A 23,663-nucleotide genomic window follows, 5' to 3' on the forward strand; every position below is an offset into this window, starting at 1 on the left:
GAGACCGCATTGTACGCAGTTTGAAGGTGGGATCAGAACTGCAGAAGAAAGTTGAGAGCAAGCCCCGGTGAGGGCGTGCCATGATAAAGGAAGACAAAAGCGTGGCAGAAAAGACAGAAGCGAAGCAGAGCGGCCTCTGGGAAAACGTGAAGGTCGTTATCCAGGCGCTGCTCCTGGCGGTCGTCATCCGTACGGTGCTCTTTCAGCCCTTCACCATTCCCTCGGGCTCGATGATGCCGACGCTGCTCGTCGGCGACTACATCTTCGTCAACAAGTTCGCCTACGGCTTCTCCAAGTATTCGCTGCCGCTCTCGCCCGATCTCTTCTCCGGCCGCATCTTCGCAAGCGAGCCGAAGCGCGGTGATATCGTCGTCTTCCGCTTCCCGCCGAACCCCGACATCGACTATATCAAGCGCCTCGTCGGTCTTCCGGGTGATCGCGTCCAGGTGCGCAATAGCATCCTCTACATCAACGACAAGCCGGTCGATCGCGTGCCGGATGGTGCGTTCCGCGCCGACGACCAGTACGACACGGGCGGAGACGTCCCGGTCTATCGCGAAAGCATGGACAACGGCGTATCCTACGACACGCTCGACCAGTTCCCGGATTCGCGGGGCGACAATACCCGCGAATTCATCGTGCCCGAAGGCCACTATTTCATGATGGGTGACAACCGCGACAACTCGGCCGACAGCCGCTTCGACGTCGGCTTCGTGCCGGCCGAGAACCTGGTTGGCCGCGCCAGCATGATCTTCTTCTCGCTCGGCAACGACACCTCGTTCCGCGAAATCTGGAAGTGGCCGGCGAACCTGCGTTACGATCGTCTGTTCAAGGCGGTCGAATAATGAAGTCGCGGTCGCTGAGCGCGGAGGATCGGGCAAAGCTCGAAACCGTGATTGGCTATCAGTTCGCGGAGAAGGAGCGCCTTGACCGGGCGCTCACCCATTCCAGCGCCCGTAGCGCCAAGGGCTCCAACTATCAGCGCCTGGAGTTCCTGGGAGACCGGGTGCTGGGGCTCTGTGTTGCCGAGCTTCTGTTCCAGACGTTTCGCGACGCAAACGAAGGCGAGCTCTCGGTACGGCTGAACCAGCTCGTCAGCGCCGAAAGCTGCGCCAAGGTTGCCGACGATATGGAACTGCACCAGTTCATTCGCACCGGCTCCGACGTCAAGAAGATTACCGGCAAGGCGATGATGAATGTGCGGGCCGATGTGGTAGAGTCGCTCATCGCCGCCATCTATCTCGATGGCGGCCTTGAAGCTGCCCGCGGCTTCGTGCTGCGCCACTGGAAGGACAGGGCAGTCCGCGCCGACGGTGCCCGCCGCGATGCGAAGACCGAATTGCAGGAATGGGCGCATGCCAAGTTCGGCATCGCGCCGACTTACAGGACGGACGATCGTTCCGGCCCGGACCATGATCCCCGCTTCACGGTAACCGTGGAGATTTCGGGGATCGCGCCGGAGACCGGGATCGATAGGTCCAAGCGCGGCGCCGAGCAGGTGGCCGCCATGAAATTGCTGGAACGCGAAGGCGTGTGGCGGAAAAACCCCGCCGGAAATTGACGGAAAAAATGACGGATATGGATAAAGATACGGCCGCCGAGGGCGCGCCAACCCGCTCGGGTTTCGTGGCGCTGATCGGCGCGACCAACGCAGGCAAGTCGACTCTGGTCAACCGCCTCGTCGGTGCCAAGGTGTCGATCGTCAGCCACAAGGTCCAGACGACGCGCGCCATCGTGCGCGGCATCGCCATCCACGACAACGCCCAGATCGTCTTCATGGACACGCCCGGCATCTTCAAGCCGCGCCGCCGGCTCGACCGTGCCATGGTGACCACCGCCTGGGGCGGCGCCAAGGATGCGGACGTGATCATGTTCCTGATCGATAGCGAACGCGGCTTGAAGGGCGATGCGGAAACGATCCTCGAGGGGCTCAAGGAAGTGCACCAGCCGAAGATCCTCGTGCTGAACAAGATCGACCAGGTGCGCCCCGAAGACCTCTTGAAGCTGGCGGCCGCCGCCAACGAGACGATCAAGTTCGACCGCACCTTCATGATCTCGGCGCTCAACGGTTCCGGCTGCGACGACATGATGGACTATCTCGCGGCCGCTCTGCCCGAGGGCCCCTGGTATTATCCGGAAGATCAGATTTCCGATCTGCCGATGCGCCAGCTTGCAGCCGAAATCACCCGAGAAAAGCTGTTCCTGCGGCTGCACCAGGAGCTTCCCTATTCCTCGCATGTCGAAACCGAGAAGTGGGAAGAGCGCAAGGATGGCTCGGTGCGCATCGAACAGGTGATCTATGTCGAGCGCGAAAGCCAGAAGAAGATCGCGCTCGGCAAGGGTGGCGACGCGATCAAGGCGATCTCGACGGCATCGCGCAAGGAGATCTCCGAGATCCTCGAGCAGCCGGTGCACCTCTTCCTGTTCGTCAAGGTGCGCGAGAACTGGGGCGACGACCCCGAGCGCTTCCGCGAAATGGGCCTCGAATTTCCGCGATAGGCCTGGCCGCACTGGCCCGCTGCAATACGACGTTGGCGCCTGCACAGGACGGGCGCCGCATTGTGGCGGCATACGCCTGTCGAGATGCACGCAGGCTGCCGCGACAGTTCAGATCGGCGGCATAAGTCCTTAAATCGATTCCGAAGCAAGGCCTTGTACAGTGGCCGCCGAAAGCGAGATCACGCGCCTGAAATCCGCTTTCCCTCTGCATCGAGAACCGGCTCCCCGTCCTCCTTCGAGAACGGACCCTTGTGCGTATCAGGCAGAATGTCGAGCACCAGTTCGGACGGGCGGCAAAGCCGCGTGCCGATCGGCGTCACCACGAAGGGACGGTTGATGAGGATCGGATGCTCCATCATCGCGTCGAGCAGGCGATCGTCGCTGAGTGCCGGGTCGGCGAGCCCGAGTTCCCCATAAGGCGTGCCTTTCTCGCGGATCACGTCACGAACCGTCAGGCCGGCATCGGCGATCATCTTTTCGAGTTCCTGCCGCGATGGCGGCGCCTGCAGATACTCGACCACGGTCGGTTCTATGCCGGCGTTGCGGATTATCGCCATCGTATTGCGCGAGGTGCCACAGGCGGGATTGTGGTAGATCGTGACGTCCATGAGCTTGCCTCCTGCGAAGTCGAGACGGGCCGGCCGTTGCTGACGGGTCCGGACGATTGTTTTCGAAGTCATAGGATCGATGCCGGCGAGCGGCAAGCGGCGCGCTGGATAGTGCGACAGTTCTTTCAGCGGCCGGCGATCCGGCGCTTTCCCAGTGCCGGTCCAATCACCTCGATCCGGTTGGTCCAGATGTAGCCGGAAAACCCCGGCGGGACCAATTCCAGATCCTGCATCGTATCGATCCCGGCGGTGAAGTCGCCGCCGTGATAGGGGCCGAGCAGGATGATCTCGCTTCCGGCCGCTTTCATGCGTTCGGAGAAGCGATCGGGCCAACCCCACAGGAAGTGCGCATAGTTGCCGGGTACGACGACGAGAGTGTTCTTGCAGGCCTCCGGCATGAGACCCATCCAGCCGTAACCGAGATACCGGGTGAGGCACGCCATCGTCGACGTCCGGTCATAGCCGCGCGTGCCGTCCAGTTGCTTCAGCGTCTCACGCGTCGGCTCCTCGCCGCCATAGACTCCGAACACAGCCTCTCGCCATTGCGGCTGCGCTTCGATCAGCGTTGCAAGTGCCGCGCCTTCTTCGGCGCGCCGGCTCTTGAAGTTGATGAGGAACTTGCGGTCGGGCAGGGAAGTCAAGACCTCGTCCAGCGTCGGCATCTGGCCGACACCCTTGCCGCGGAAGGGGAACGTCTTGCCGCCATCGGCCGTATAGCCGTAGCCGATATCGAGACCCTTCAGCGTCGTCATCGGCGTCTCTTCGGTCACGCCCTTGGCTTCGGTCCGGCAATCGAGCGTCCAGTCGTGGAATACGGCGAATTGCTTGTCCGGCGTCAGATGCACGTCGAGTTCGACGACGTCAGCCCCGGCGTCGAAGGCCGCCTGCATCGAGGTGATCGTGTTTTCAAGATAGGGATGCCGCGGCGTGTCGATGATCGTTGCCGTGCAGGTGTCGTTGCCGACATTCGTTTTTGGATAGGTCTGATGGACGCCTCGGTGTGCGAGCAGGTTCGCCGCGCCCGGCGGCGGCGTGACAAACAGCGACGTGTTCATCAGCCAGACAATGGCGGCAAACAGCGCAATAGCGGCAAGGGCCTTCTTCATCCCGATTCTCCTCTTGAAGTCGGGATTACTCGATAATGTGGCGCAACGATGATCGTGCACGTATCGCGTGCGTGTCGCGGATTGCGAACAATGTGTCACCCGCGCGCGCGATTGACCCTTAGCCAGGCCCTGTGAGACGTAGCTATCGCTGATTTTTTGCGATCCGGAGAGAAGAAATGCCGCAGCTTGTCGAGGGGAAATGGGTCAAGGGCGACGTTGCGGCGAGCGAGATGAAGGGCGGCGCATTTCACCGGGAACCGACGCGCTTTCACCGCTGGATCACGCCAGACGGAAGCCCGGGCCCGAATGGCCAGCCGGCTCTGCCGGCCGAGGCTGGGCGCTACCGCCTGTTCGTTTCCTATCTCTGCCCCTGGGCCTCGCGCACGATCGCTTTCAGAAACCTCAAGGGATTGCAGCAGATCATCGGGCTTACGGTGGCCAACCCGGTTCTCGGCGAGGATGGCTGGACCTATGACGAGCCCGTCGATGCCGGCGAGCGCGTCGGCAAGATCCGCTTTCATCATGAACTCTATGTGGCGAGCGACCCGACCTATACCGGCAAGGTCTCTGTTCCGGTTCTCTGGGATATGCAGGAGGGGCGGATCGTCAACAACGAGTCCGCAGACATCATCCGTATCCTGAACGCAGCCTTCGATCACCTGACCGGCAACCGGCTCGATTTCTATCCGGAGGCGCTGCGCAGCGAGATCGATCGCTGGAACGGCCCGATCTACGAACGGGTCAACAACGGCGTCTACCGGTGCGGCTTTGCGAAGACGCAGGAACCCTATGATGAGGCGGTGGCGAGCCTGTTCGGCATGCTCGACGGGCTTGATGCGCACCTTGCGGCCAACCGGTACCTCGCCGGCGAGTACCTGACCGAGGCCGACATCCGCCTGTTCGTCACCCTGGTGCGCTTCGATGCGGCCTATCACGGCGCCTTCAAATGCAACATCCGTCGGATCGAAGACTACCCGGCGTTGTCGAACTACTTGCGCGAAATCTATCAATGGCCGGGCATCCGCGAGAGCGTGCGCATCGATCACATCAAGCGCGGTTACTACGGCATTGCCCACATCAATCCGACCCGTATTGTTGCCGCTGGCCCAATCCTGGACTTCGATCGCCCGCATGACCGTGCTCGCCTGGGGGGCCGAGGGATCATTGGTGGCTAGGCTGTTCCTCAGCAATTGCTAAGGAACCAAATCTATGAGGGGCCACAAAGAGCCCATTGCCAATCGATTGAAGCTTCCTAGATTAATGGAAGTTCTGATGGATAGGAGCCCGATGGCGGCTGGCCTGACGAATATCCGGCGACGCAAGCACGAGGAGCCTGACGCGCCCGCTGGATGCCGTGAGGCCACGCCCGAGCCGGTTCTCGCCGCTTCGGGACGCGCCGCGTCTGTTCCCAATGCGCGCCGGCGCATCTCCTCGAAGCCCCGAACGAGCCGACCCTTCGCATCTCTCATGCACCAGGACACGTCTGTAGGTCTGGTAGGGGTGGGATATGAATGCAGCATTGTTGACTTTGCTTCGTCGCCTGGTGCGCAACGGCAACCTGACGGTGACTTTTTCTTCCGGCGAACAGGTCATTCTGGGTGACGGCACCGGAAAACCGGCATCGATCCGCATCGTCGATGCAGAGGCGGAGAAAGCGATCGTCCGGGACCCGGGCCTTCGCTTCGGTGAGATGTACATGGACGGGCGCGTCGTCATCGAAAGAGGTGACATCTTCGACGTGCTTTCGATCGTCAAGGACAATGGGCTGGAGAATGCGGCAACCTTTGCGAACACGCTGACGGCCCTGCAGCATGTCTTGCGCCAGCAGGTGCGCAGCCGCATGCCTGTCAACCGCAACCGGCACAATGTTGCGCATCATTACGATCTCGACCGCAAGCTCTTCAACCTGTTCCTCGATGAGGATTGGCAATATTCCTGCGCCTATTTCCAGCCGCGGGGCATCTCGCTCGATGCGGCCCAGCTTGCCAAGAAACGGCATATCGCCGCGAAGCTTCTGCTGGAGCCGGGGCAGAAAGTGCTGGAAGTCGGTTCTGGCTGGGGCGGAATGGCCATGTACCTGGCCGAATCCTCCGGGGTGGAGGTCACCGGCATCACGCTCAGCGAGGAGCAGCTCAAGGTGTCCCGTGATCGCGCCGCCCGGCGCGGGCTTTCCGATCGCGTCCGCTTCGAACTGCAGGACTACCGCACCATGCAGGACCGGCAGTTCGATCGCATCGTCTCCGTTGGTATGTTCGAGCATGTCGGCATCGGCAATTACGGAAATTTCTTCAGCAAGATGAAGGAGTTGCTGAAGCCTGAAGGTGTCATGCTGCTGCATTCGATCGGCCAGGTCTACAAGCCCTGGGCAACCAATCCATGGATCGAGAAATACATCTTCCCCGGCGGTTACATTCCCGCTCTTTCCGAGGTTCTGCCATCGGTCGAGCGGATGCGGCTCCTGGTGAAGGATATCGAGATCCTGCCGATGCACTATGCCTGGACCTTGCGCGCCTGGCGGGAGCGGTTTGTCGCCCGCCGCGAAGAGGCGGTGCGGCTCTATGACGAACGCTTCTTCCGCATGTGGGAATTCTATCTGGCGGCTTCCGAAACGGCCTTCCTCTACGACAAGCACTTCGTCTTCCAGCTCCAGCTTTCGCCTTCTCTCGATGCCGTGCCGGTCTCCCGCGGTTACATCGAGGAGCGGGAGCGGCAATTGATCGAGTTCGAGAAACGCCGGCCGCCACTCGAACCGGTCAACAATTGGGATGAAGCGCCGCCGGAAGAACATATCGAGCCGGCTGCAATCGCGGTCTGATCCAAGGCCATCTCCGCGGCCCCACAGGGGGCCAGGGGTTCCGATCTTCTGTGGAGTTCCGGATTTCCTCCGAAGGCCTTCACTTGGCCTGGAAGCTCTGCGCCTTTATGGTCGCGAACCAAACGAACTGCCTGTTTCCCTGGATCGGCTGCGATCCAGGGACAAAACGTGCAGCGCTTCGAAGCGCTGCAGGAAAGACGGAACTCCCCATGGCCAGCCCCGCAAAACCTATCGCCGCCATCATCGCCAGCGAAATCAAGGCAACAGCTTCTCAGGTTACCGCCGCTGTCGAGTTGCTGGACGAGGGGGCAACGGTGCCGTTCATCGCGCGTTACCGCAAGGAAGTGACCGGCGGGCTCGACGATACGCAACTGCGTGTGCTGTCGGAGCGGCTGACCTACTTGCGCGAACTCGAGGCACGCCGGGCGTCGATCCTCGAATCGATCCGCGGGCAGGGCAAGCTGACCGACGAACTCGAAGCCAAGATCGCCGCCGTCGAAACCAAAGCCGAGCTCGAAGACATCTATCTGCCCTATAAGCCGAAGCGCCGCACCAAGGCGGAGATCGCCCGCGAGCGTGGCCTCGGACCGCTGGCCGAAGCGATCCTTGCCGATCGCTCCATGGCGCCGGCCGATCGCGCAACCGCCTTCCTGTCCGCCGAGGTCGTCGATGTGAAGGCGGCGCTCGATGGTGCCCGCGACATCATTGCCGAAGGCATGACCGAAAACGCCGACTTGCTTGGCCGCCTGCGCAACCACATGAAGGGCGCCGCCTTCCTGCGCGCAAAGGTGGTCGAGGGCAAACAGGAAGCCGGCGCCAAGTTCTCGGACTACTTCGACCACTCCGAGCGTTGGGCGACGACGCCCAGCCACCGGGCGCTGGCGATGCTGCGCGGTTGGAACGAGGAGGTGCTTTCCGTCGACATCGTCGTCGATCAGGACGATACCTCGCCGGTCAAGCCGGTCGAGCGCATGATCGCCGCCGCCTACAATGTCGGCGCTCATCTGCCGGGTGACAAATGGCTGGCCGAGATGATCGGCTGGACCTGGCGCGTGAAGCTCTCCATGTCGCTGTCGCTCGACCTGATGCGCGAACTGCGCGAGCGCGCCGAGGAGGAGGCGATCCACGTCTTTGCCCGCAACCTCAAGGACCTGCTGCTTGCCGCACCCGCGGGATCGCGGGCGACGATGGGGCTTGATCCGGGCATCCGCACCGGCGTCAAGGTCGCCGTGGTCGACGGCACCGGCAAACTCCTCGAAACGACGACCGTCTACCCGTTCCCGCCGAAAAACGACATTCGCGGAACGCAGGCCGAGCTCGCCTCGCTGATCCGCAAGCACAAGGTGGAACTGATCGCGATCGGCAACGGCACGGGTAGCCGCGAGACCGAAAAGCTGGTTGCCGACATGCTGCAGCAACTGCCTGCGCCGAAGCCGACCAAGGTCATCGTCTCTGAGGCCGGAGCATCGGTTTACTCGGCCTCCGAAACCGCCGCCCTGGAGTTCCCCGGCCTCGACGTTTCTCTGCGCGGTGCCGTTTCAATCGCCCGTCGCCTGCAGGATCCGCTGGCCGAACTCGTGAAGATCGAGCCGAAATCGATCGGCGTCGGCCAATACCAGCACGATGTCGACCAGTCGAAGCTCAGCCGCTCGCTCGATGCGGTGGTGGAAGATGCGGTGAATGCCGTCGGCGTCGACGTCAACACGGCGTCTGCCCCACTGCTCGCCCGTGTTTCCGGTCTCGGCAAGTCCTCGGCCGAGGCGATCGTGGCGCATCGCGACGCGACCGGGCCGTTTGAAAGCCGCAAGGAGCTGTTGAAGGTGCCGCGGCTCGGCGCGCGCACCTTCGAACAGTGCGCGGGCTTCCTGCGTATCCCGAACGGCAAGGAGCCGCTCGACGCCTCCTCGGTGCATCCGGAAGCCTATGGCGTTGCCAAGAAGATCGTTGCAGCCTGCGGCCGCGACGTGCGCGCGCTGATGGGCGACAGCGCTGCATTGAAGAAGCTCGATCCGAGGACCTTCGTGGACGAACGGTTCGGCCTGCCGACCGTCAAGGACATCCTGGCCGAACTTGAAAAGCCGGGCCGTGACCCGCGCCCGAGCTTTAAGACGGCGACCTTCGCCGAGGGTGTCGACGACATCAAGGACCTGAAGGTCGGCATGCAGCTCGAGGGCACCGTTACCAACGTTGCGGCCTTTGGCGCCTTCATCGATATCGGCGTGCACCAGGACGGGCTTGTTCACGTGTCGCAACTGGCGGACCGCTTCATCAAGGATCCGCACGAAGTGGTGAAAGCCGGAGACGTCGTGACCGTCCGCGTCACCGAGGTGGACGTTGCCCGCAAGCGCATCGGCTTGACGATGCGAAAGGACGGCGGCGCCGAGTCTGGCCGTGAGGCGCGTGGAAGTGCACCGAACGGCGGCAACCGCGGCGCGCCCGTGCGTCAGCAGAAGCCGCAAGCGCCATCGCAAGGCGCCTTTGGGGCGGCCTTGATGGAAGCGATGAAGCGCAAATAGCAGCGCCTCTATCGGGGCGCTCCGGCGCCCCGAGGGACAGTCTATAATTTAGATAATTGTAATAATATCGGCTTTCCGCCATACTCTCTTCATCGTGGCACGTGCATTTTGTGAGCAATGTGCCGATCGAGCAGCCGGATCGACGGCGGAAAAGGTCAGCGGAAACTCCTCCTCCGCCGGGCATCCGGTGAAAGGAGTTGCGTGATGGTACGCAAGGTGATCCGCGGCTTCGCGCTGGCCGCTCTTCTGGCGGCAGGTGTGACGGCGCGCCCGGTTCCGGCAGTTTCGCAAGCGCCCATAAATTGCGCTAACCGATCCGAGGTGATCGAGTTTCTGGCGCGACAATATCGAGAGAAACCAGCCGCGACGGCGCTCATCAATCCTCAGGCGATCATGGAAGTCTACGCAGCCGACAACGGCAGCTGGACACTGATCGTCACCGACGTCAACGGCCGCAGCTGCGTCATCCTTGCGGGCAAGAGTTGGGAAGCTCTGCCGCCGCTGCCGGTTCCAAAAGCATAGCCGGCCGCGCCGTACCGTGCGCGGCCTCTCGCCGGTTGGGACCCCTCAGAGGGGCCGGCCGATACTGGAATAGGCAAAGCCGTGCTTGGCGACCTCGTCCTGGCGGTAGATGTTCCTGAGGTCGACGAGCACAGGCTTCTTCATCGCCGCTTTCAGGCGGCGGAAGTCCAGCGCCCGAAACTCGTTCCATTCCGTAACGATCACCAGCGCATCGGCCTCGTTGGCCGCCTCGTAGGGATCGCCGGCGTAATCGATACCGTCGATGATCTTCTTGGCGTTCTCCATGCCTTCCGGGTCGTAGCCGACAATGTGGGCGCCGGCATCCTGCAGCGTCTGCACGATGGCGATCGCCGGGCTGTCGCGCATGTCGTCGGTGTTCGGCTTGAAGGTGAGGCCGAGGATCGCGATCTTGTGGCCGCGCACGTCGCCGCCGGCCGCCGCGATCACCTTGCGCCCCATCGCCCGCTTGCGGTTGTCGTTGATCGCAACCGTGGTCTCGACGAGGCGCACGGGCGCGTCATGGTCCTGGGCGGTCTTGACCAGGGCCAGCGTGTCCTTCGGGAAGCACGAGCCGCCGTAGCCGGGGCCGGCATGCAGGAACTTCGAGCCGATGCGGCCGTCGAGGCCGATGCCGCGGGCGACGTCCTGGACATTGGCGCCGACCTTTTCGCAGAGATCGGCCATCTCGTTGATGAAGGTGATCTTCATCGCCAGGAAGGCATTGCCGGCATACTTGATCAGCTCGGAGGTGCGGCGCGACGTGAAGACGAGCGGCGACTGGTTGAGATAGAGCGGCCGGTAAACCTCGGTCATGACGTCGCGCGCCCGCTCGTCATCGCCGGCAACGCCGATGACGATGCGGTCAGGCCGCTTGAAGTCCTCGATCGCCGCCCCCTCGCGCAGGAATTCCGGATTGGAGACGACGGCGAAATCGGCGCCGGGATTGGTCTCGCGAATGATGCGCTCGACCTCGTCGCCCGTGCCGACCGGAACGGTGGACTTGGTGACGATGACGGTGAAGCCCTGGAGATTGGCGGCGATCTCGCGGGCCGCCGCATACACATAGGACAGGTCCGCATGACCGTCGCCGCGGCGGGAAGGGGTGCCGACCGCGATGAAGATCACGTCGCTGTCGGCGACGGCGGCAACGAGATCGGTGGTGAACGACAGCCGGCCCGAGGCGACGTTGCTGGCGACCAGCTGGTCGAGGCCGGGTTCGAAGATCGGGATTCGCCCCTGCATCAGCGCGTCGATCTTGCTCTCATCCTTGTCGAGGCAAACGACGTCATGACCGAAATCCGCAAAACACACACCGGAAACGAGGCCCACATAGCCGGCGCCGATCATCGTGATTTTCATAGGCTCTTTCCTTCGTTGTCTGGCGAGCTCTTGTCGGTGAACGCGCAAACCCTGCCGGTTCGCACGTGCTTATGCCTGCGAGGCCGAGGATCCGGCTTTGCCGTCGACATTGTAGTATTCCTCATACCAGGCGGCAAAGCGCGCCACGCCTTCTTCCACCGGGATCGAGGGTTTGAAATCGGTCAATGCCTCGAGCAGATCGGGAGAGGCATAGGTGCGCGGCACGTCGCCCTGCTGCATCGGCAGCATGTTGCGCAGCGCCGGTTTGCCGACCGCCTTCTCGACCGTCTCGACGAAGGTCATCAGCTCGACCGGCTGGCCGCCGCCGACATTGACGACCCGGAACGGCCCCTGGCGCGACAGCGTGTCCTCGGCCCTCTCGGACGGCACGCGGTTTTCTTCCGCCGGCGCCACTTGCGAGAGCCGGAGAATGCCTTCGACGAGGTCGTCGATGTAGGTGAAGTCGCGGCTCATGCGGCCTTCGCCGTAGATGTCGATCGGCTGTCCCTTGTGAATGGCGTCGACGAACTTGAACAGCGCCATGTCGGGCCGGCCCCAGGGACCATAGACGGTGAAGAAGCGGAAGGCCGTGGTCGGAACCTTGTAGAGATGGGCATAGCTGTGCGCCATCAGCTCCATCGATTTCTTCGTGGCGGCATAGAGCGTCATCGGCTCATCGGCGCGATCGGTTTCCGCAAACGGGATCTTCTCGTTGGCGCCGTAGATCGACGACGTCGAGGCGAGCATCAGGTGCTTCGGGCCGAGTTCGCGCGCCAGTTCCAGGATGTTCCACGAACCGAAGAGGTTGGAATCGACATAGGCCTTGGGATTTTCGAGGCTGTAGCGCACGCCGGCCTGGGCCGCGAGGTGGATGATGACCTCGGGCTCGGCAATCTCCGCCGCATGGTTCAGCGCCGCGCGGTCTTCGAGCATGCCGACGACGGCCTTGAAGCCGTTCGATCGGGACAGGATTGCATGCCGGCGCTGCTTCAGCGTGACATCGTAATAGGGCGTCATGCCGTCGAAGCCGACCACGAAATGTCCTTCGTCGATCAATCGCTTGGCGAGATGAAAACCGATGAAGCCCGCGGTGCCGGTGATGAGGTAGCGCACGACCATGTCCCCAGATTGTGTTGTCAGGGCGTTCTTACGAAGAAAGCCGCGCAATGGAAAGTCGAAACCATCACTCCGATGGTCGGTCCAGCCCCTGTTGCAGCGCGGAGAGGACCGACATCGCGTGTCCCGCATATTGGCTGATCCGGCGCTCGTGGATGGCTTGGATCGGCAAGGCGTTCTATCAATAGGCCGGGGGCAGGCCGCCATTGGCAGCGCTCGCCATGGGCACGCCGGCGGCCGGCTCCGTCATCGGCGGTTCGGCCTGCAGTACCACGACACGCGAGTCGAGCGGCACGCGGCTGTAGAGATCGATGATATCGGGGTTGAAGAGACGGATGCAGCCGCTCGACACGGCCTTGCCGATCGACCAGGCCTCGGTCGTGCCGTGGATGCGGAACAGCGTGTCGCGGTTGCCCTGGAAGAGATAAAGCGCGCGCGGTCCAAGCGGGTTGCGCACACCCGGCTCCATCCCGCCGGCAAGCGGGCCGTAGCGCTCGGGCTCGCGCGCCACCATGTCCTGCGTCGGCGTCCAGCGCGGCCATTCGGCCTTGCGCGCAATGCGCGCCTCGCCCGCGAATTCCAGGCCGGCCTTGCCGACACCGATGCCGTAGCGCATCGCCATGCCGCCATCCTGGACGAGGTAGAGGAAGCGGTTCTGCGTATCGATCACGATCGTGCCCGGCGGCTCATGCGTCTGATAGGCGACCTGCTGGCGCAGATATCGCTTGTCGACCATGCTGATATCGATCGCGTCCAGCGGGAACTTTTCGTTGGGCAGCGGCCCGTACATCGCCACATAGTGTGGATCCGGTCCCTTCGGCTTGGCCGGCCCCGACGTGGTGACGCAACTGGCGAGCGTCGAGGTGGCGAGAAGAAGGGCGAAGAGCTGCGCCAGGCGGCCGGCGCTGTTCCGGGACACACACATAATGAAAATTTTGATCCTGCTGATTGTCATTTTGGGCGGGAGGCACGGCTTTTGCCGCTCTTCCGTTCTAATGTCAAAGACGGCGTCCGGGCGGCGACAGCATGTCGCAAATGAGGCAACCAATGAGTGTGACCGAAAGGCGACACTCGGCCGCGTCGCGCTTGTCCTCGCAACATAGCTTGATCCGCTTTCGACCGCGGGTGTATGCCATATCCATGCAATGGAGCGATCAGGCCATTATTCTCGGGATACGGCGGCACGGCGAAAGCTCGGCCATCGTGGAGGTTATGAGCGCCGCCCACGGCCGGCATCTCGGCATGGTGCGCTCCGGCCGCTCGCGCATCATGCAGCCGGTGCTGCAGCCGGGCAATTCGGTGGAAGTGACCTGGCGCGCGCGGCTTGACGAGCACATGGGCGAATTCCGCATCGAACCGGTGGAACTGCGTGCCGCCCGGCTGATGGAGACGGCGACCTCGGTCTATGGCATCCAGGCTCTCGGTGCGCTGCTGCGGCTCCTCCCGGAGCGTGACCCGCATCCGCATCTCTACGAGGCGCTGACCGTCATCGTCGATCATCTCGCCGATCCGGCCGATGCCGGAGAATTGTTCGTGCGCTTCGAGCTTGCGGTTCTCAACGACCTCGGATTCGGGCTCGATCTGACGGAATGTGTCGCGACCGGTGCGCGCACCGAACTGGTCTATGTCTCGCCGAAATCGGGCAGGGCGGTCTGCCGGGCGGCGGGGGAACGCTATGCCGACCGGATGTTGGCGCTGCCGGAGTTCCTTTCCGCGCAAACGCGCCGGGCGGCGGATCACGACAGCCTTGCCGCCGCCTTCCGCCTGACCGCCTTCTTCCTCAACCGCCATGTCTATGAGCCGCGCGGTCTCGACGTATCTTCCGCGCGCGACGGCTTCGTCCATGCGGCGCTCAAGGCGCTGAAATCCCATCCTTCGGCCGCCTGACTGAGCAGCCTGACCCAGGAGTATTAGATGTTCCAGGAGCTTTACCCCGGCATGCCCGTATCTGGAATCGGCGTGCTGCCCCTCGATCGTGTTGCCCGCGACGGGGGCCTCAAGGCGATGCAGGACCTCTTGAGCGGCGATCTGCCGGCTCCGCCGATGTCGGCGACGCTGAAGTTCGGCCTGACCGAGGTCGAGGAGGGCCGGGTGGTCTTCAAGGGATTGCCGACCGAGGAACATCTCAACCCGCTCGGCACGGTTCATGGCGGTTGGACGGCGACGATCATGGATTCCGCACTCGGTTGCGCTGTCTTCACCACGGTCAAACCGGGCGAAGCCTATACGACCGTCGAGTTCAAGCTGAACCTCGTCCGGCCGTTGCTCCCAGGAATGGGGGAGGTCTTCTGCGAGGGGCGCATCGTGCATCGCGGCCGTACGATCGCGACATCGGAAGCCTGGCTTCGCGACGGAAACGGCAAGCTGCTGGCCCATGGCACCGAAACCTGCGCGATCTTCCCGATCGACAATCTGCGGCGTTAAAAGCAATTCCAGGAAAAGTGCGAAGCGGTTTTCCGTCCGGAATTGCGTCACTTCAACTACAATTCCAGGAAAAGTGCGAAGCGGTTTTCCGTCCGGAATTGCGTCGCCAAAAACAACTCCGGAAACAAGAACGCCGCGCAGAGCTGCGCGGCGTTCGTTTGCGATCCGCAGTCCTGATCAGCCGATGCGGCCGCCACCCTGCTTGGTCACGGCGACGACGGCCGGGCGAACCGGCATGTCATCCTTAAAGTCGGGCCAGCGGGTTGCCGGCGTCTCGTAGGTGGCAAGGCCGGCGTCGCCCGGATGCTGGACCGAGAGGAAGAAGGTATCCGACGTCGGGTTGAAGCAGGGACCGCACATTTCGGCACCAACCGGCACGCGGAAGAAGAGCTTCGACGTGCCGCGAGCGGCGCCGTCCGTGTCGATCGCCCAGATGCCGTCGGTGCGGCCGGTTTCCTTCTGGTTGTTGCCGTCGGTCGCCACCCAGAGGCGGCCGTCGGCGTCGATGGCGCAATTGTCGGGCATGCCGAACCAGCCGTTCTTGGTGGTGGCGGTCGAGAACGAGGCGCCGACCTCGGCAACACTTGGATCGCCGCACTTCAGCAGCACGTCCCAGCGGCTCTTCAGCGAAGCGAAGTCGCCGTCGGTCTCCGTGATCTCGACGATATGGCCGAAAGCGTTCTTGGCGCGCGGGTTGGCGGCGTCGACTTCTTCGGCCTTGCGCTTGGTATTGTTGGTCAGCATCACGTAGACCTTGCCCGTCTTCGGGTTCGGCTGCACGTCTTCCGGACGGTCCATCTTGGTGGCGCCGAGTGCATCGGAGGCAAGACGGGTGTTGATCAGCACGTCGGCCTGGGAGGCGAAGCCGTTGGCTTCGGTCAGCGGGCCCTCGCCGTGGACCAGCGGCATCCAGGTGACGGTGCCGTCTTCATCGAACTTGGCGACATAGAGCGTGCCTTCGTCGAAGAGATCCATGTTGGCGGCGCGATCATCAGGGTTGAACGTGCCCTTGGTCACGAACTTGTAGACATAGTCGAAACGCTCGTCGTCGCCGGAATAGAGCACGACGCGGCCATCCTTGTTGACGATCGATTCGCAGCCTTCATGCTTGAAGCGGCCGAGTGCGGTGCGCTTCTTCGGCACCGAAGTCGGGTCCAGCGCGTCGACCTCGACGATCCAGCCGAAACGATTGGCTTCGTTCGGCTCCTTGGAGACGTCGAACCGGTCATAGAAGGAGGCCCATTCATACTGGCCGCCCGGGGCGCCCAGGCGCTTGAGTTGCTTGTATTCGGGATGATCCTCGGCAATCTCGCCGCCGAAATAGCCGTTGAAGTTTTCTTCGGCCATCATGTAGGTGCCCCAGGCGGTGACGCCGCCGGCGCAGTTGTTGATCGTGCCGAAGACTTGTCTGCCCGTCGGATCGGACTGCGTCTTCAGGCGGTCATGACCGGCGGCGGGGCCGGTGATCTGCATCTCGGTGTTGACGGTGATGCGGCGGTTGTGCTTGCCGTCGAGAACCGGCTGCCATTTGCCGTCGACCTTGCGGATCTCGATGATCGTGCCGCCATGGGCAGCCATCTCGATGTCGACCAGTTCCTTGGTATATTCGCCGAGAACGACCTTCTCTTCCTCGACTTCCTTGCCGTCCTTCGTCACCTTTTCCTTCACGACGCTGGCGAACGCCGGGAACATCAGCTCGGCATTGGTGTACTCGTGGTTGACGACCAGGAGACCGTGGTCGGCGCTGCCGTCGAGCGGGATGAAGCCGACATAGTCATTGTTGTAGCCGAACAGCTTTTCCTGGGCGGCGGCCGTCTGGTTCTTCGGGTCGAACTCCGGGCTCTCGGCGAAGATCTTGTCGCCCCAGCGCAGCAGGATATCGGCATCGTAGCCTTCGGCGACATGGTGCTTTTCATCAACGCCGGCTTCGATCTCGGTGAAGTCGAAACGCGAACCTTCTTCGGCGCGTGCTTCTTCGGCGGTCAGGAGAGCGAGCGGGCTGACGGTCGTCGAAATCGCGGCAACGGCGAGCGAGCCGCCGATGAACGAGCGGCGCGAGAAGCGGCGATGGATGATGTCGCCCATCGTCGGATTGGTGGAACAGTTGTGGCCGATGTCTTCCAGCTCTTCCCTGCGTTCCGTCAGCGTCTTGAATTCGGTCTCTTCCGTCTGGCCGAGATGCTTGTCCATGATCGGGTCTCCTGGTTGAACGATGGAAACCACCGCGTGCGACGGCGGTGCTCATCCGCCTGTATCAGTTGCTCGATGACAGTTCTGCGACATTTCCGTGAAGAGATTACAGCACTAGCCCGTCTACTGCATGTTTCCTTAAACCGTCTTCGATTTAAGGAAACATGCGGCAATTCAGGTGCTACAGCGATCTTTGCGCGTCGGGCGGGACGCGCGGCGCTGTAGACATTTGGCGAGCGCGTAAAAGTTTGTATGGTTGCGCGCGGTTTGCATGTGCGACTGTCAGGGGAAACCATGTTCGAACTCTTTGATCTTTTTGCCGTTATCCTGGCGCTTGCCGCCTTTGTCGGCGGTCGCAAGACGGCCGAGCGGCTGGAGCGGGAACTCGCCACCCTGAGGGCGGAGGTCGCAAGCCTGAAGGCCTCGTCGCGCGAAGGCGTTGAAGCCGAAGGCACGAGCGAAGAGTTTGCCGCTGCGCCCGAATTGCCGACGGAAACGGAGACGGTTGCCGCCGTCGGCCTGCCGGCAAGTGTGCACGAGGGTGAGCGGATCTTTGGCGACGCGGAGAAAGCGGCGGAAGGCATCGAGGGCGACGAGACGACCGCCGCCAGCACGGAAGCGCCGCAGCCGGTCACGGCCGCGCCCCGTCACGCCGAAAGCCTGGAAAGCCGCCTCGGTGCGCGTTGGGCCGTCTGGGTCGGCGGCATCGCGCTGGCGCTCGGCGGCGTCTTCATGGTCAAATATTCGATCGATGCCGGCCTCCTGAGCCCGGCGGTTCGCCTCACGCTTGCCGCCCTGTTCGGCCTCCTGCTGGTGGCCGCGGGGGAGGTCATTCGCAGGCGCGCCGTGCCTGTCATCGCCAATGAGTTCCAGAACGCGATGATCCCCGGCATCCTGACGGCTGCCGGTTCCGTCACCCTCTTCGGCGTCGCCTATGCCGCCTACGACATCTACGGCTATATCGGCGCGGGCTCAGCATTCGTTCTCTTGGCCGCGATCTCGCTGGCGACCGTCGGTCTGTCGCTGCTGCATGGACAGGCGCTCGCCGGCCTCGGTCTGCTTGCCTCGCTCGCAACGCCGGCACTCGTCTCCAGCGACGAGCCGCGCCCCTGGGTGCTCTTCGGTTTCCTGTCAGTCGTCTGGGTGGCGACCCTCTTAGCCTCGCGGCTGCGGACCTGGACCGTAGTGCCAACTTTGGCCAATGCGGGCATCGGGCTTTGGGGGCTCGCCTATATCAGTGCGGTTTCGCCATTCGAACCGCTGCCGGTCGCTTTTGCGCTGCTGGTGATGATCGCGGGCACCTGTCTTATCTGGCCGGGGGCCACGGAAGCAGCGCCTGCGGCCGAGGTGCCTGACGGAGTGGCGCGACGCGGCGCCGTTGCCGGACCGTGGGAGCGGCTGTTTATCCCGCCGCATGCGGCAATTTCCATTTCCGCGGCCATCGCCGCCACGGTTCTGGCGCTCCTTCTCATCAGCCCGGCGGTGACCGCGGTCAAATATCCTGTGACGGAATTTGCCGTGGTCATTGCTGCGCTGGCAGCGCTCGGAGCGTGGCGGACGACGGCGGTCTATCCCGCCGTGCTTTCTGCGGTCGGCGCAGTCGCCGGCGTCTGGAGCCTGACGGCGCTGAGCGGCGTGCTCGCCTATCTCGATCCCTCGCTGGCCGATGCTCTCCCGACGGTCGTGCTGCCCGGGCGGACCGCCATGATCACCGCGATGCTGCTTGCGGCGCTGTTCGTGGTGCTCGGTGGCTTCGTGCTGTCGCGCCGCCTCGTCACGCATCCGCAATATTCGACCCTCTGGGCCGGCATTGCCGCGGGCGTTCCGATCGCGCTGACGGTCATGTCATTCCTGATGACCGGTAACTATGCCTTCGACCTGCCGCACGGCCTGTTCTCGCTCGTCCTCGGCGCCGTGCTGCTCGCGCTGGCGGACTGGCTTTACCGACATGACGGCGGGACCGAGGCACGCGACACGGCGGCTGGCCTGCTGGTTGCCGGTTCGTTCGCATTCTTCGTTCTTGCGCTTCATGCCTGGACGGACGGATTGGTCACGACGCTTGCGATTGCCGTGCTCGGTACGGCCTATGCGCTCGCGACGCGCATCCGCACCTGGCCGATGCTGCCCTGGATGACCGGCGCGGCGGCCGTCGTCGTTCTCGGACGCATCGCCTGGGAGCCGACGATCGTCGGTGCTGGCAATCTCGGCACCACGCCCGTCTTCAATGCGCTGTTGCCCGGCTACGGCATTCCCGCCGCGCTCCTCGCCGGTTCGGCCTACTTCCTCAGGTCCTGGCCGGATACGCGCGTGCGCAACCTCCTGCAGGCGCTGGCGAGCCTCTTCGTGCTGCTGACGCTCGCGATCCTGGTGCGCCATGCGATGAACGGCGGCGTGCTCGACAGCTCGGTACCGACGCTCGGCGAGCAGTCGATCTACACGCTGCTGGCGATCGGAGCGTCCGCCATCTTCATGAGCCTCGACATGAAGTCGCCGAGTCCCGTCTTCCGTTACGGCGGCATGGGCCTCGGCGTACTCTCGATGTTGTCGGTGCTGTCGGCGCATCTCCTCGGCCTCAATCCTTACTTCAGCGGCGAGCTCCTGGGCCGTATCCCGTTCTTCGACCTGCTGCTGATCGGCTATCTGTTGCCGGGGCTCGGCTATGCCGGGCTCGCCTGGTACGCGCGCGACAAGCGGCCTTTGCCCTATGTCATGGCGCTCGCGGTCAGCGGCGCGGTCCTTGCCTTCGCTTGGGCCAGCCTTACCGTGCGCCGCGCGTGGCAGGGGGAAAACATCGCGGATTGGAAGGATTTCCTGCAGGGAGAAACCTACACCTATTCTGTCGTCTGGCTGCTGCTCGGCGTGCTGCTGCTCGTGCTCGGTTCGCGCTTCCATGCCAAGAGCATCCGCATCGCTTCGGCCGTTCTCGTCTTCGTCGCCGTGTTGAAAGTGTTCCTGATCGACATGTCCAACCTCGAAGGTTTCCTGCGGGCACTGTCCTTCATCGGCCTTGGCGGGGTATTGATCGGCATCGGGCTTTTCTACCAGAAGATCCTGTCCGGTGTCGGCGCCGCATCGACGGCGCCGACGAACCCGACCGAACAGCAATAGGATGTCATGACACGCATTTCGAAACTCGCGGCCGCCTTCGCGCCGCATGAGGAACTCGCAGCGGTGCTGTTGCCGCATGCCTTTGCCGCCGATGACGGATCGCATGACGCCGCCCATCTGATCCGCGTCTGGAAGAACGCCGCACGCATCCATGCGGAGGAGGGCGGGGATGCCCGGCCGCTTGCCGCAGCGGTGCTGCTGCATGATTGCGTTTCGGTCGAGAAGAACTCGCCGTTGCGCACTGAGGCATCGCGGCTGGCGGCGGAGAAGGCGACAGGCATCCTGCAAGGTCTCGGATGGGACGCGGCGGACACGGCCGCGGTGGCGCATGCCATTTTGACTCACAGCTTCTCCGCCAACATTCCGCCGGAGACGCTGGAGGCGAAGATCCTACAGGATGCCGACCGGCTGGATGCGATCGGCATGGTCGGTGCCGCCCGGTGTTTCTACATCGCCGGGCGCATGGGCAGCGGCCTCTATGATCCGCTCGATCCGCTGGCGGAGGCAAGGCCGCTCGATGACAAGGCCTTCGCCATCGACCATTTCGAAACCAAGCTTTTCCGGCTGGCCGATGGCTTCAAGACCGAAGCTGGCCGCCGATTGGCCATGGAGCGCGAGCAACGGCTGCGCGACGTGCTTGCCATGATGCTCGATGAAATTTAGAGCAAATCCAGGAAAAGTGTGAAACGGTTTTCCGTTCGGATTTGCGACTTTTCAGAAACTGGATCATTTCGCCGTTTCCTCGAAACAGAAAAATGATCTAGCCGTTTCAACGGATTATCGCGACCTGGTGAATCGGATCGTCAGGCGCTTGAATCAATTTTTGAAGATGAAGGAATTGCCCATGAAGGTGACCGGCCTCAACATTCATCCGCTGAAGAGCGGCCGCGCGATCGCCCGCGAGATGGTTACCGTCAATCTCGACGGTGTCGAGGGCGACCGGCGTTTCATGCTGATCGACCCGGATGGGCGCTTCATCACCCAGCGCGAATTGCAGGCGCTGGCGAAGGTCGAAGCCAGCCACATCGATGGCGGCGTGCACCTGAAGATGGGTGGCAGCGAGATTGCGGTACGCTTTGATCCGGATCGCCGGCTCAACGTCCGGGTCTGGGGCAGCGAAGTCAATGCTGCCGTGTCGGACGATGCGACGGACGCGGTTCTGTCCGCATGGTTCGCCCGCCCGGTCAAGCTTGCCCACATGGACGCCACGGCCGAGCGCCTGGTCGGTGCCGAATGGGCGGGTACGGCGGCACCGGTGGGCTTTGCCGATGGCTTCCCGATCCTGATCACGACGACAGGCTCGCTCGCCGATCTCAACCGGACGCTCACCGAAAAAGGTCAGGAACCCGTCGGCATGGATCGTTTCCGCACCAATATCCTCGTCGATTGCGACGAAGCCTGGGAGGAAGATTTCTGGGAAAGCGTCGAGATCGGCGGTATCCGGTTCGATCTCGTCAAGCCTTGCTCCCGTTGCATCATGACGACACAGGACCAACTCACCGGCGAGCGCATCGGCGGCAACCCGATCCAGGGGCTGGCCGAAAAGCGCATGTCGGCCGACCGGCGCGTGGCCGGCGTCCTCTTCGGCTGGAATGCGGTCCCGCGCAGCGAAGGCACCGTGAGGCTCCGCGACGAGGTCAAGGTCATCGGCCGGCGCAGCGAGCGCTGGCCGATGAAGGTGCGTGTTTCGGCATAGAGCGGGATGAGGAAAAATGCATGCGGTTTCCGGCCGCATTCCGCTCCAACTTTTCAGAGCCCCTCACGCCCAGGGCGTGATACCGAGTAGCTTGGCGCCGAGATCCGAGAGGCTGGCGGGGGGAGGCGTTGTGCTTCTCCCATTCACGCGGATTCCCGGGGATGGCTCGACCGGGTGATCGATCTGTTCCGCAGCCGTTTCCGCAGCGCCGGGTGAGGCGGGCATCAATTCCGGTGATCGCGGCGTCAATTTAATTGGCTTTTCTCTATTTTGACCGCCGCATAGGATGCCGCTCCTTCAATCGGAGATATTCCATGTCCGCTGTTTCCGGAGCATGTGCGCCGTCCAGTGCCAGCCGGGAGATGCCCTGGCTGATCATTGCGGCCGGCTCGATCGTTGCAATGCTCACCTTCGGCCCACGCTCGGCGATGGGCTTCTTCCAGTTGCCGATGCTCGCCGATACCGGCTGGGACCGGACGACCTTCGGCCTTGCCATGGCCGTGCAAAACCTCTGCTGGGGACTGGGGCAGCCGTTCTTCGGCGCGATTGCCGACCGCTTCGGCACCTGGCGGGTGCTGGCCATGTCGGGGCTTCTCTATGCTGCGGGCCTGTTCATCATGGCCTTCGCCAACGCGCCGATCTGGCTGCATATTGGCGGCGGTATCCTGGTAGGGCTGGGTATCGCTTCGGGTTCCTTCGGCATCGTCCTCTCCGCCTTCGCACGCAACGTTTCGCCCGACCAGCGGTCGCTCGCCTTCGGCATTGGCACGGCGGCGGGCTCGGCCGGCATGTTCCTGTTCGCGCCTTTGAGCCAGGGGCTGATCTCCGCCTATGGCTGGTCGGACAGTCTGGTCTATCTCGGCGTCCTCATGCTGCTGGTGCCGTTCTTCGCGCTTCCGCTGCGCGGCAATGCGTCCTCCGGTTGCCAGAGCGAGGCGCACTACAAGCAATCGATCGGCGAGGCGCTGAAGGAGGCGCTCGGCCACAGGAGCTACCTGCTCTTGGTTTCGGGCTTCTTCGTCTGTGGCTACCAGGTTGCCTTCATCACCGCGCATTTCCCGGCCTATATCGGCGATATCGGCATCGACGCGCGCTATGCGGTGATTGCCCTGGCGCTGATCGGCTTCTTCAATATCATCGGTTCGCTGTCTGCGGGTTTCATCGCCCAGCGCTACTCGAAGCCCTATTTCCTGGCGCTGATCTATCTCGCCCGCTCGGTGGCGGTGACTGCCTTCCTGCTGCTGCCGCAGACGCCGGTCTCCGTCATCGTCTTCGCGATCGTCATGGGCCTGCTCTGGCTGTCGACCGTGCCGCCGACCAACGCGCTCGTCGCCATCATGTTCGGCACCCGCCACCTCGGCCTGCTCGGCGGCATCGTCTTTCTCTCGCACCAGGTCGGCTCATTCCTGGGCGTGTGGATGGGCGGCTATCTCTACGACCGCTTCGGTTCCTATGATCCGGTGTGGTGGCTCGGCGTGGCGCTCGGCGTCTTCGCGGCGATCGTCCATTGGCCGATCGAGGAAAGGGGCGTGGCACGGCCGGCCACCGCCTGATCGCCTATCAAAATCGGGGGCGCTGCGAAAAGCAGCGCTCCATTCTTGAATTCTGTCACAAAACTTTCTAAATCAACCCATGCGGCTTTGCCGCTTTTGTTTTGGTTCAATTATGCTCAGTTTGAGCATAATTGAAAAGCCCGCCCGAAAA

The 23,663-nt window shown here is 63.0% G+C and carries 19 protein-coding genes and 1 pseudogene; 13 read left to right on the plus strand and 7 right to left on the minus strand.

Features of this window, described 5'->3' with window-relative positions; genetic code table 11:
* Positions 1 to 101: 101 nt before the first annotated feature.
* Genes lepB through era form a run of 3 tightly spaced genes read left to right on the plus strand, consistent with a single transcriptional unit; the run spans position 102 to position 2,499 of the window.
* Positions 102 to 845 carry a signal peptidase I gene (lepB, locus tag BHMPCIPO_RS06520; protein ID WP_173516001.1) on the plus strand — a complete coding sequence of 248 codons (744 nt, stop codon included), beginning with the start codon at positions 102 to 104 and terminating at the stop codon, positions 843 to 845.
* Complete coding sequence (gene rnc / locus BHMPCIPO_RS06525) at positions 845 to 1,561, plus strand: ribonuclease III (protein WP_173516002.1); 717 nt, start codon at positions 845 to 847, stop codon at positions 1,559 to 1,561. Before lepB ends, rnc begins: the two co-directional genes overlap by 1 nt.
* 8 nt (positions 1,562 to 1,569) lie before the next feature.
* Entirely contained in the window at positions 1,570 to 2,499 is a 930-nt protein-coding gene (gene era / locus BHMPCIPO_RS06530; RefSeq protein ID WP_173516003.1) for a GTPase Era, read from the plus strand.
* 179 nt (positions 2,500 to 2,678) lie between these two features.
* Here era and arsC read toward each other — a convergent pair whose 3' ends face one another.
* Positions 2,679 to 3,107 carry an arsenate reductase (glutaredoxin) gene (gene arsC, locus BHMPCIPO_RS06535; protein ID WP_173516004.1) on the minus strand — a complete coding sequence of 143 codons (429 nt, stop codon included), beginning with the start codon at positions 3,105 to 3,107 and terminating at the stop codon, positions 2,679 to 2,681.
* Between the two features lie 125 nt (positions 3,108 to 3,232).
* Entirely contained in the window at positions 3,233 to 4,213 is a 981-nt protein-coding gene (locus tag BHMPCIPO_RS06540; protein ID WP_173516005.1) for a glycerophosphodiester phosphodiesterase family protein, read from the minus strand.
* A gap of 176 nt (positions 4,214 to 4,389) precedes the next feature.
* Between BHMPCIPO_RS06540 and BHMPCIPO_RS06545 the strand changes: the two genes are divergently transcribed.
* The 4 genes from BHMPCIPO_RS06545 (at position 4,390) to BHMPCIPO_RS06560 (ending at position 10,066) form a co-directional block, all read left to right on the plus strand.
* On the plus strand, positions 4,390 to 5,388 hold the full coding sequence (locus tag BHMPCIPO_RS06545) for a glutathione S-transferase family protein (RefSeq protein ID WP_173516006.1): 999 nt from the start codon (positions 4,390 to 4,392) through the stop codon (positions 5,386 to 5,388).
* Between the two features lie 332 nt (positions 5,389 to 5,720).
* Positions 5,721 to 7,028 (plus strand): cyclopropane fatty acid synthase, encoded by a 1,308-nt coding sequence (locus tag BHMPCIPO_RS06550; RefSeq protein ID WP_173516007.1) that lies wholly within the window; start codon positions 5,721 to 5,723, stop codon positions 7,026 to 7,028.
* A 209-nt stretch (positions 7,029 to 7,237) separates the two neighbouring features.
* Positions 7,238 to 9,544, plus strand: coding sequence for a Tex family protein (locus tag BHMPCIPO_RS06555; RefSeq protein WP_173516008.1), 2,307 nt, complete (start codon positions 7,238 to 7,240; stop codon positions 9,542 to 9,544).
* 204 nt (positions 9,545 to 9,748) lie between these two features.
* A complete protein-coding gene (locus BHMPCIPO_RS06560; protein ID WP_173516009.1) occupies positions 9,749 to 10,066 on the plus strand; it encodes a hypothetical protein in 318 nt (105 codons plus the stop codon).
* Positions 10,067 to 10,111: 45 nt separating this feature from the next.
* Here BHMPCIPO_RS06560 and rkpK read toward each other — a convergent pair whose 3' ends face one another.
* From rkpK to BHMPCIPO_RS06575, 4 genes and pseudogenes are all read right to left on the minus strand, one after another.
* A complete protein-coding gene (gene rkpK, locus BHMPCIPO_RS06565; RefSeq protein ID WP_173516010.1) occupies positions 10,112 to 11,425 on the minus strand; it encodes a UDP-glucose 6-dehydrogenase in 1,314 nt (437 codons plus the stop codon).
* 69 nt (positions 11,426 to 11,494) lie between these two features.
* Positions 11,495 to 12,538, minus strand: coding sequence for an NAD-dependent epimerase (locus tag BHMPCIPO_RS06570; protein WP_173516011.1), 1,044 nt, complete (start codon positions 12,536 to 12,538; stop codon positions 11,495 to 11,497).
* Between the two features lie 70 nt (positions 12,539 to 12,608).
* A pseudogene (locus BHMPCIPO_RS32765) lies at positions 12,609 to 12,719 on the minus strand (transcriptional regulator); the annotation flags it as partial.
* A gap of 3 nt (positions 12,720 to 12,722) precedes the next feature.
* Positions 12,723 to 13,466 (minus strand): L,D-transpeptidase, encoded by a 744-nt coding sequence (locus BHMPCIPO_RS06575; protein WP_173516012.1) that lies wholly within the window; start codon positions 13,464 to 13,466, stop codon positions 12,723 to 12,725.
* Between the two features lie 215 nt (positions 13,467 to 13,681).
* On the opposite strand from BHMPCIPO_RS06575, the gene recO reads away from it, so the two are divergent.
* The gene (gene recO, locus BHMPCIPO_RS06580; RefSeq protein ID WP_173516013.1) at positions 13,682 to 14,428 is read left to right on the plus strand and encodes a DNA repair protein RecO; all 747 of its coding nucleotides are present in this window, start codon (positions 13,682 to 13,684) and stop codon (positions 14,426 to 14,428) included.
* Between the two features lie 27 nt (positions 14,429 to 14,455).
* Complete coding sequence (locus BHMPCIPO_RS06585; protein ID WP_173516014.1) at positions 14,456 to 14,965, plus strand: PaaI family thioesterase; 510 nt, start codon at positions 14,456 to 14,458, stop codon at positions 14,963 to 14,965.
* Positions 14,966 to 15,142: 177 nt separating this feature from the next.
* On the opposite strand, the gene BHMPCIPO_RS06590 is transcribed toward BHMPCIPO_RS06585, so the two are convergent.
* A complete protein-coding gene (locus tag BHMPCIPO_RS06590; RefSeq protein WP_173516015.1) occupies positions 15,143 to 17,155 on the minus strand; it encodes a PhoX family protein in 2,013 nt (670 codons plus the stop codon).
* A 294-nt stretch (positions 17,156 to 17,449) separates the two neighbouring features.
* On the opposite strand from BHMPCIPO_RS06590, the gene BHMPCIPO_RS06595 reads away from it, so the two are divergent.
* From BHMPCIPO_RS06595 to BHMPCIPO_RS06610, 4 genes are all read left to right on the plus strand, one after another.
* Positions 17,450 to 20,263 (plus strand): DUF2339 domain-containing protein, encoded by a 2,814-nt coding sequence (locus BHMPCIPO_RS06595; RefSeq protein ID WP_173516016.1) that lies wholly within the window; start codon positions 17,450 to 17,452, stop codon positions 20,261 to 20,263.
* A 6-nt stretch (positions 20,264 to 20,269) separates the two neighbouring features.
* Complete coding sequence (locus BHMPCIPO_RS06600) at positions 20,270 to 20,926, plus strand: HD domain-containing protein (protein ID WP_173516017.1); 657 nt, start codon at positions 20,270 to 20,272, stop codon at positions 20,924 to 20,926.
* Between the two features lie 181 nt (positions 20,927 to 21,107).
* Positions 21,108 to 21,959, plus strand: coding sequence for an MOSC domain-containing protein (locus tag BHMPCIPO_RS06605; RefSeq protein ID WP_173516018.1), 852 nt, complete (start codon positions 21,108 to 21,110; stop codon positions 21,957 to 21,959).
* 314 nt (positions 21,960 to 22,273) lie between these two features.
* The gene (locus tag BHMPCIPO_RS06610) at positions 22,274 to 23,512 is read left to right on the plus strand and encodes an MFS transporter (RefSeq protein WP_173516019.1); all 1,239 of its coding nucleotides are present in this window, start codon (positions 22,274 to 22,276) and stop codon (positions 23,510 to 23,512) included.
* Positions 23,513 to 23,663 lie beyond the last annotated feature (151 nt).

The sequence above is a fragment of the Ensifer sesbaniae genome, from assembly GCF_013283665.1.
GTDB classification, from domain to species: domain Bacteria; phylum Pseudomonadota; class Alphaproteobacteria; order Rhizobiales; family Rhizobiaceae; genus Ensifer; species Ensifer sesbaniae.

Coding starts and splice junctions, on each gene's coding strand:
- era (WP_173516003.1), top strand. CDS start 1,570: ATGACGGATATGGATAAAGATACGGCCGCCGAGGGCGCGCCAACCCGC.
- BHMPCIPO_RS06540 (WP_173516005.1), bottom strand. CDS start 4,213: ATGAAGAAGGCCCTTGCCGCTATTGCGCTGTTTGCCGCCATTGTCTGG.
- rkpK (WP_173516010.1), bottom strand. CDS start 11,425: ATGAAAATCACGATGATCGGCGCCGGCTATGTGGGCCTCGTTTCCGGT.
- BHMPCIPO_RS06585 (WP_173516014.1), top strand. CDS start 14,456: ATGTTCCAGGAGCTTTACCCCGGCATGCCCGTATCTGGAATCGGCGTG.
- BHMPCIPO_RS06555 (WP_173516008.1), top strand. CDS start 7,238: ATGGCCAGCCCCGCAAAACCTATCGCCGCCATCATCGCCAGCGAAATC.
- arsC (WP_173516004.1), bottom strand. CDS start 3,107: ATGGACGTCACGATCTACCACAATCCCGCCTGTGGCACCTCGCGCAAT.
- rnc (WP_173516002.1), top strand. CDS start 845: ATGAAGTCGCGGTCGCTGAGCGCGGAGGATCGGGCAAAGCTCGAAACC.
- BHMPCIPO_RS06560 (WP_173516009.1), top strand. CDS start 9,749: ATGGTACGCAAGGTGATCCGCGGCTTCGCGCTGGCCGCTCTTCTGGCG.
- BHMPCIPO_RS06545 (WP_173516006.1), top strand. CDS start 4,390: ATGCCGCAGCTTGTCGAGGGGAAATGGGTCAAGGGCGACGTTGCGGCG.
- BHMPCIPO_RS06575 (WP_173516012.1), bottom strand. CDS start 13,466: ATGTGTGTGTCCCGGAACAGCGCCGGCCGCCTGGCGCAGCTCTTCGCC.
- BHMPCIPO_RS06600 (WP_173516017.1), top strand. CDS start 20,270: ATGACACGCATTTCGAAACTCGCGGCCGCCTTCGCGCCGCATGAGGAA.
- BHMPCIPO_RS06605 (WP_173516018.1), top strand. CDS start 21,108: ATGAAGGTGACCGGCCTCAACATTCATCCGCTGAAGAGCGGCCGCGCG.
- BHMPCIPO_RS06550 (WP_173516007.1), top strand. CDS start 5,721: ATGAATGCAGCATTGTTGACTTTGCTTCGTCGCCTGGTGCGCAACGGC.
- BHMPCIPO_RS06610 (WP_173516019.1), top strand. CDS start 22,274: ATGTCCGCTGTTTCCGGAGCATGTGCGCCGTCCAGTGCCAGCCGGGAG.
- recO (WP_173516013.1), top strand. CDS start 13,682: ATGCAATGGAGCGATCAGGCCATTATTCTCGGGATACGGCGGCACGGC.
- BHMPCIPO_RS06595 (WP_173516016.1), top strand. CDS start 17,450: ATGTTCGAACTCTTTGATCTTTTTGCCGTTATCCTGGCGCTTGCCGCC.
- BHMPCIPO_RS06590 (WP_173516015.1), bottom strand. CDS start 17,155: ATGGACAAGCATCTCGGCCAGACGGAAGAGACCGAATTCAAGACGCTG.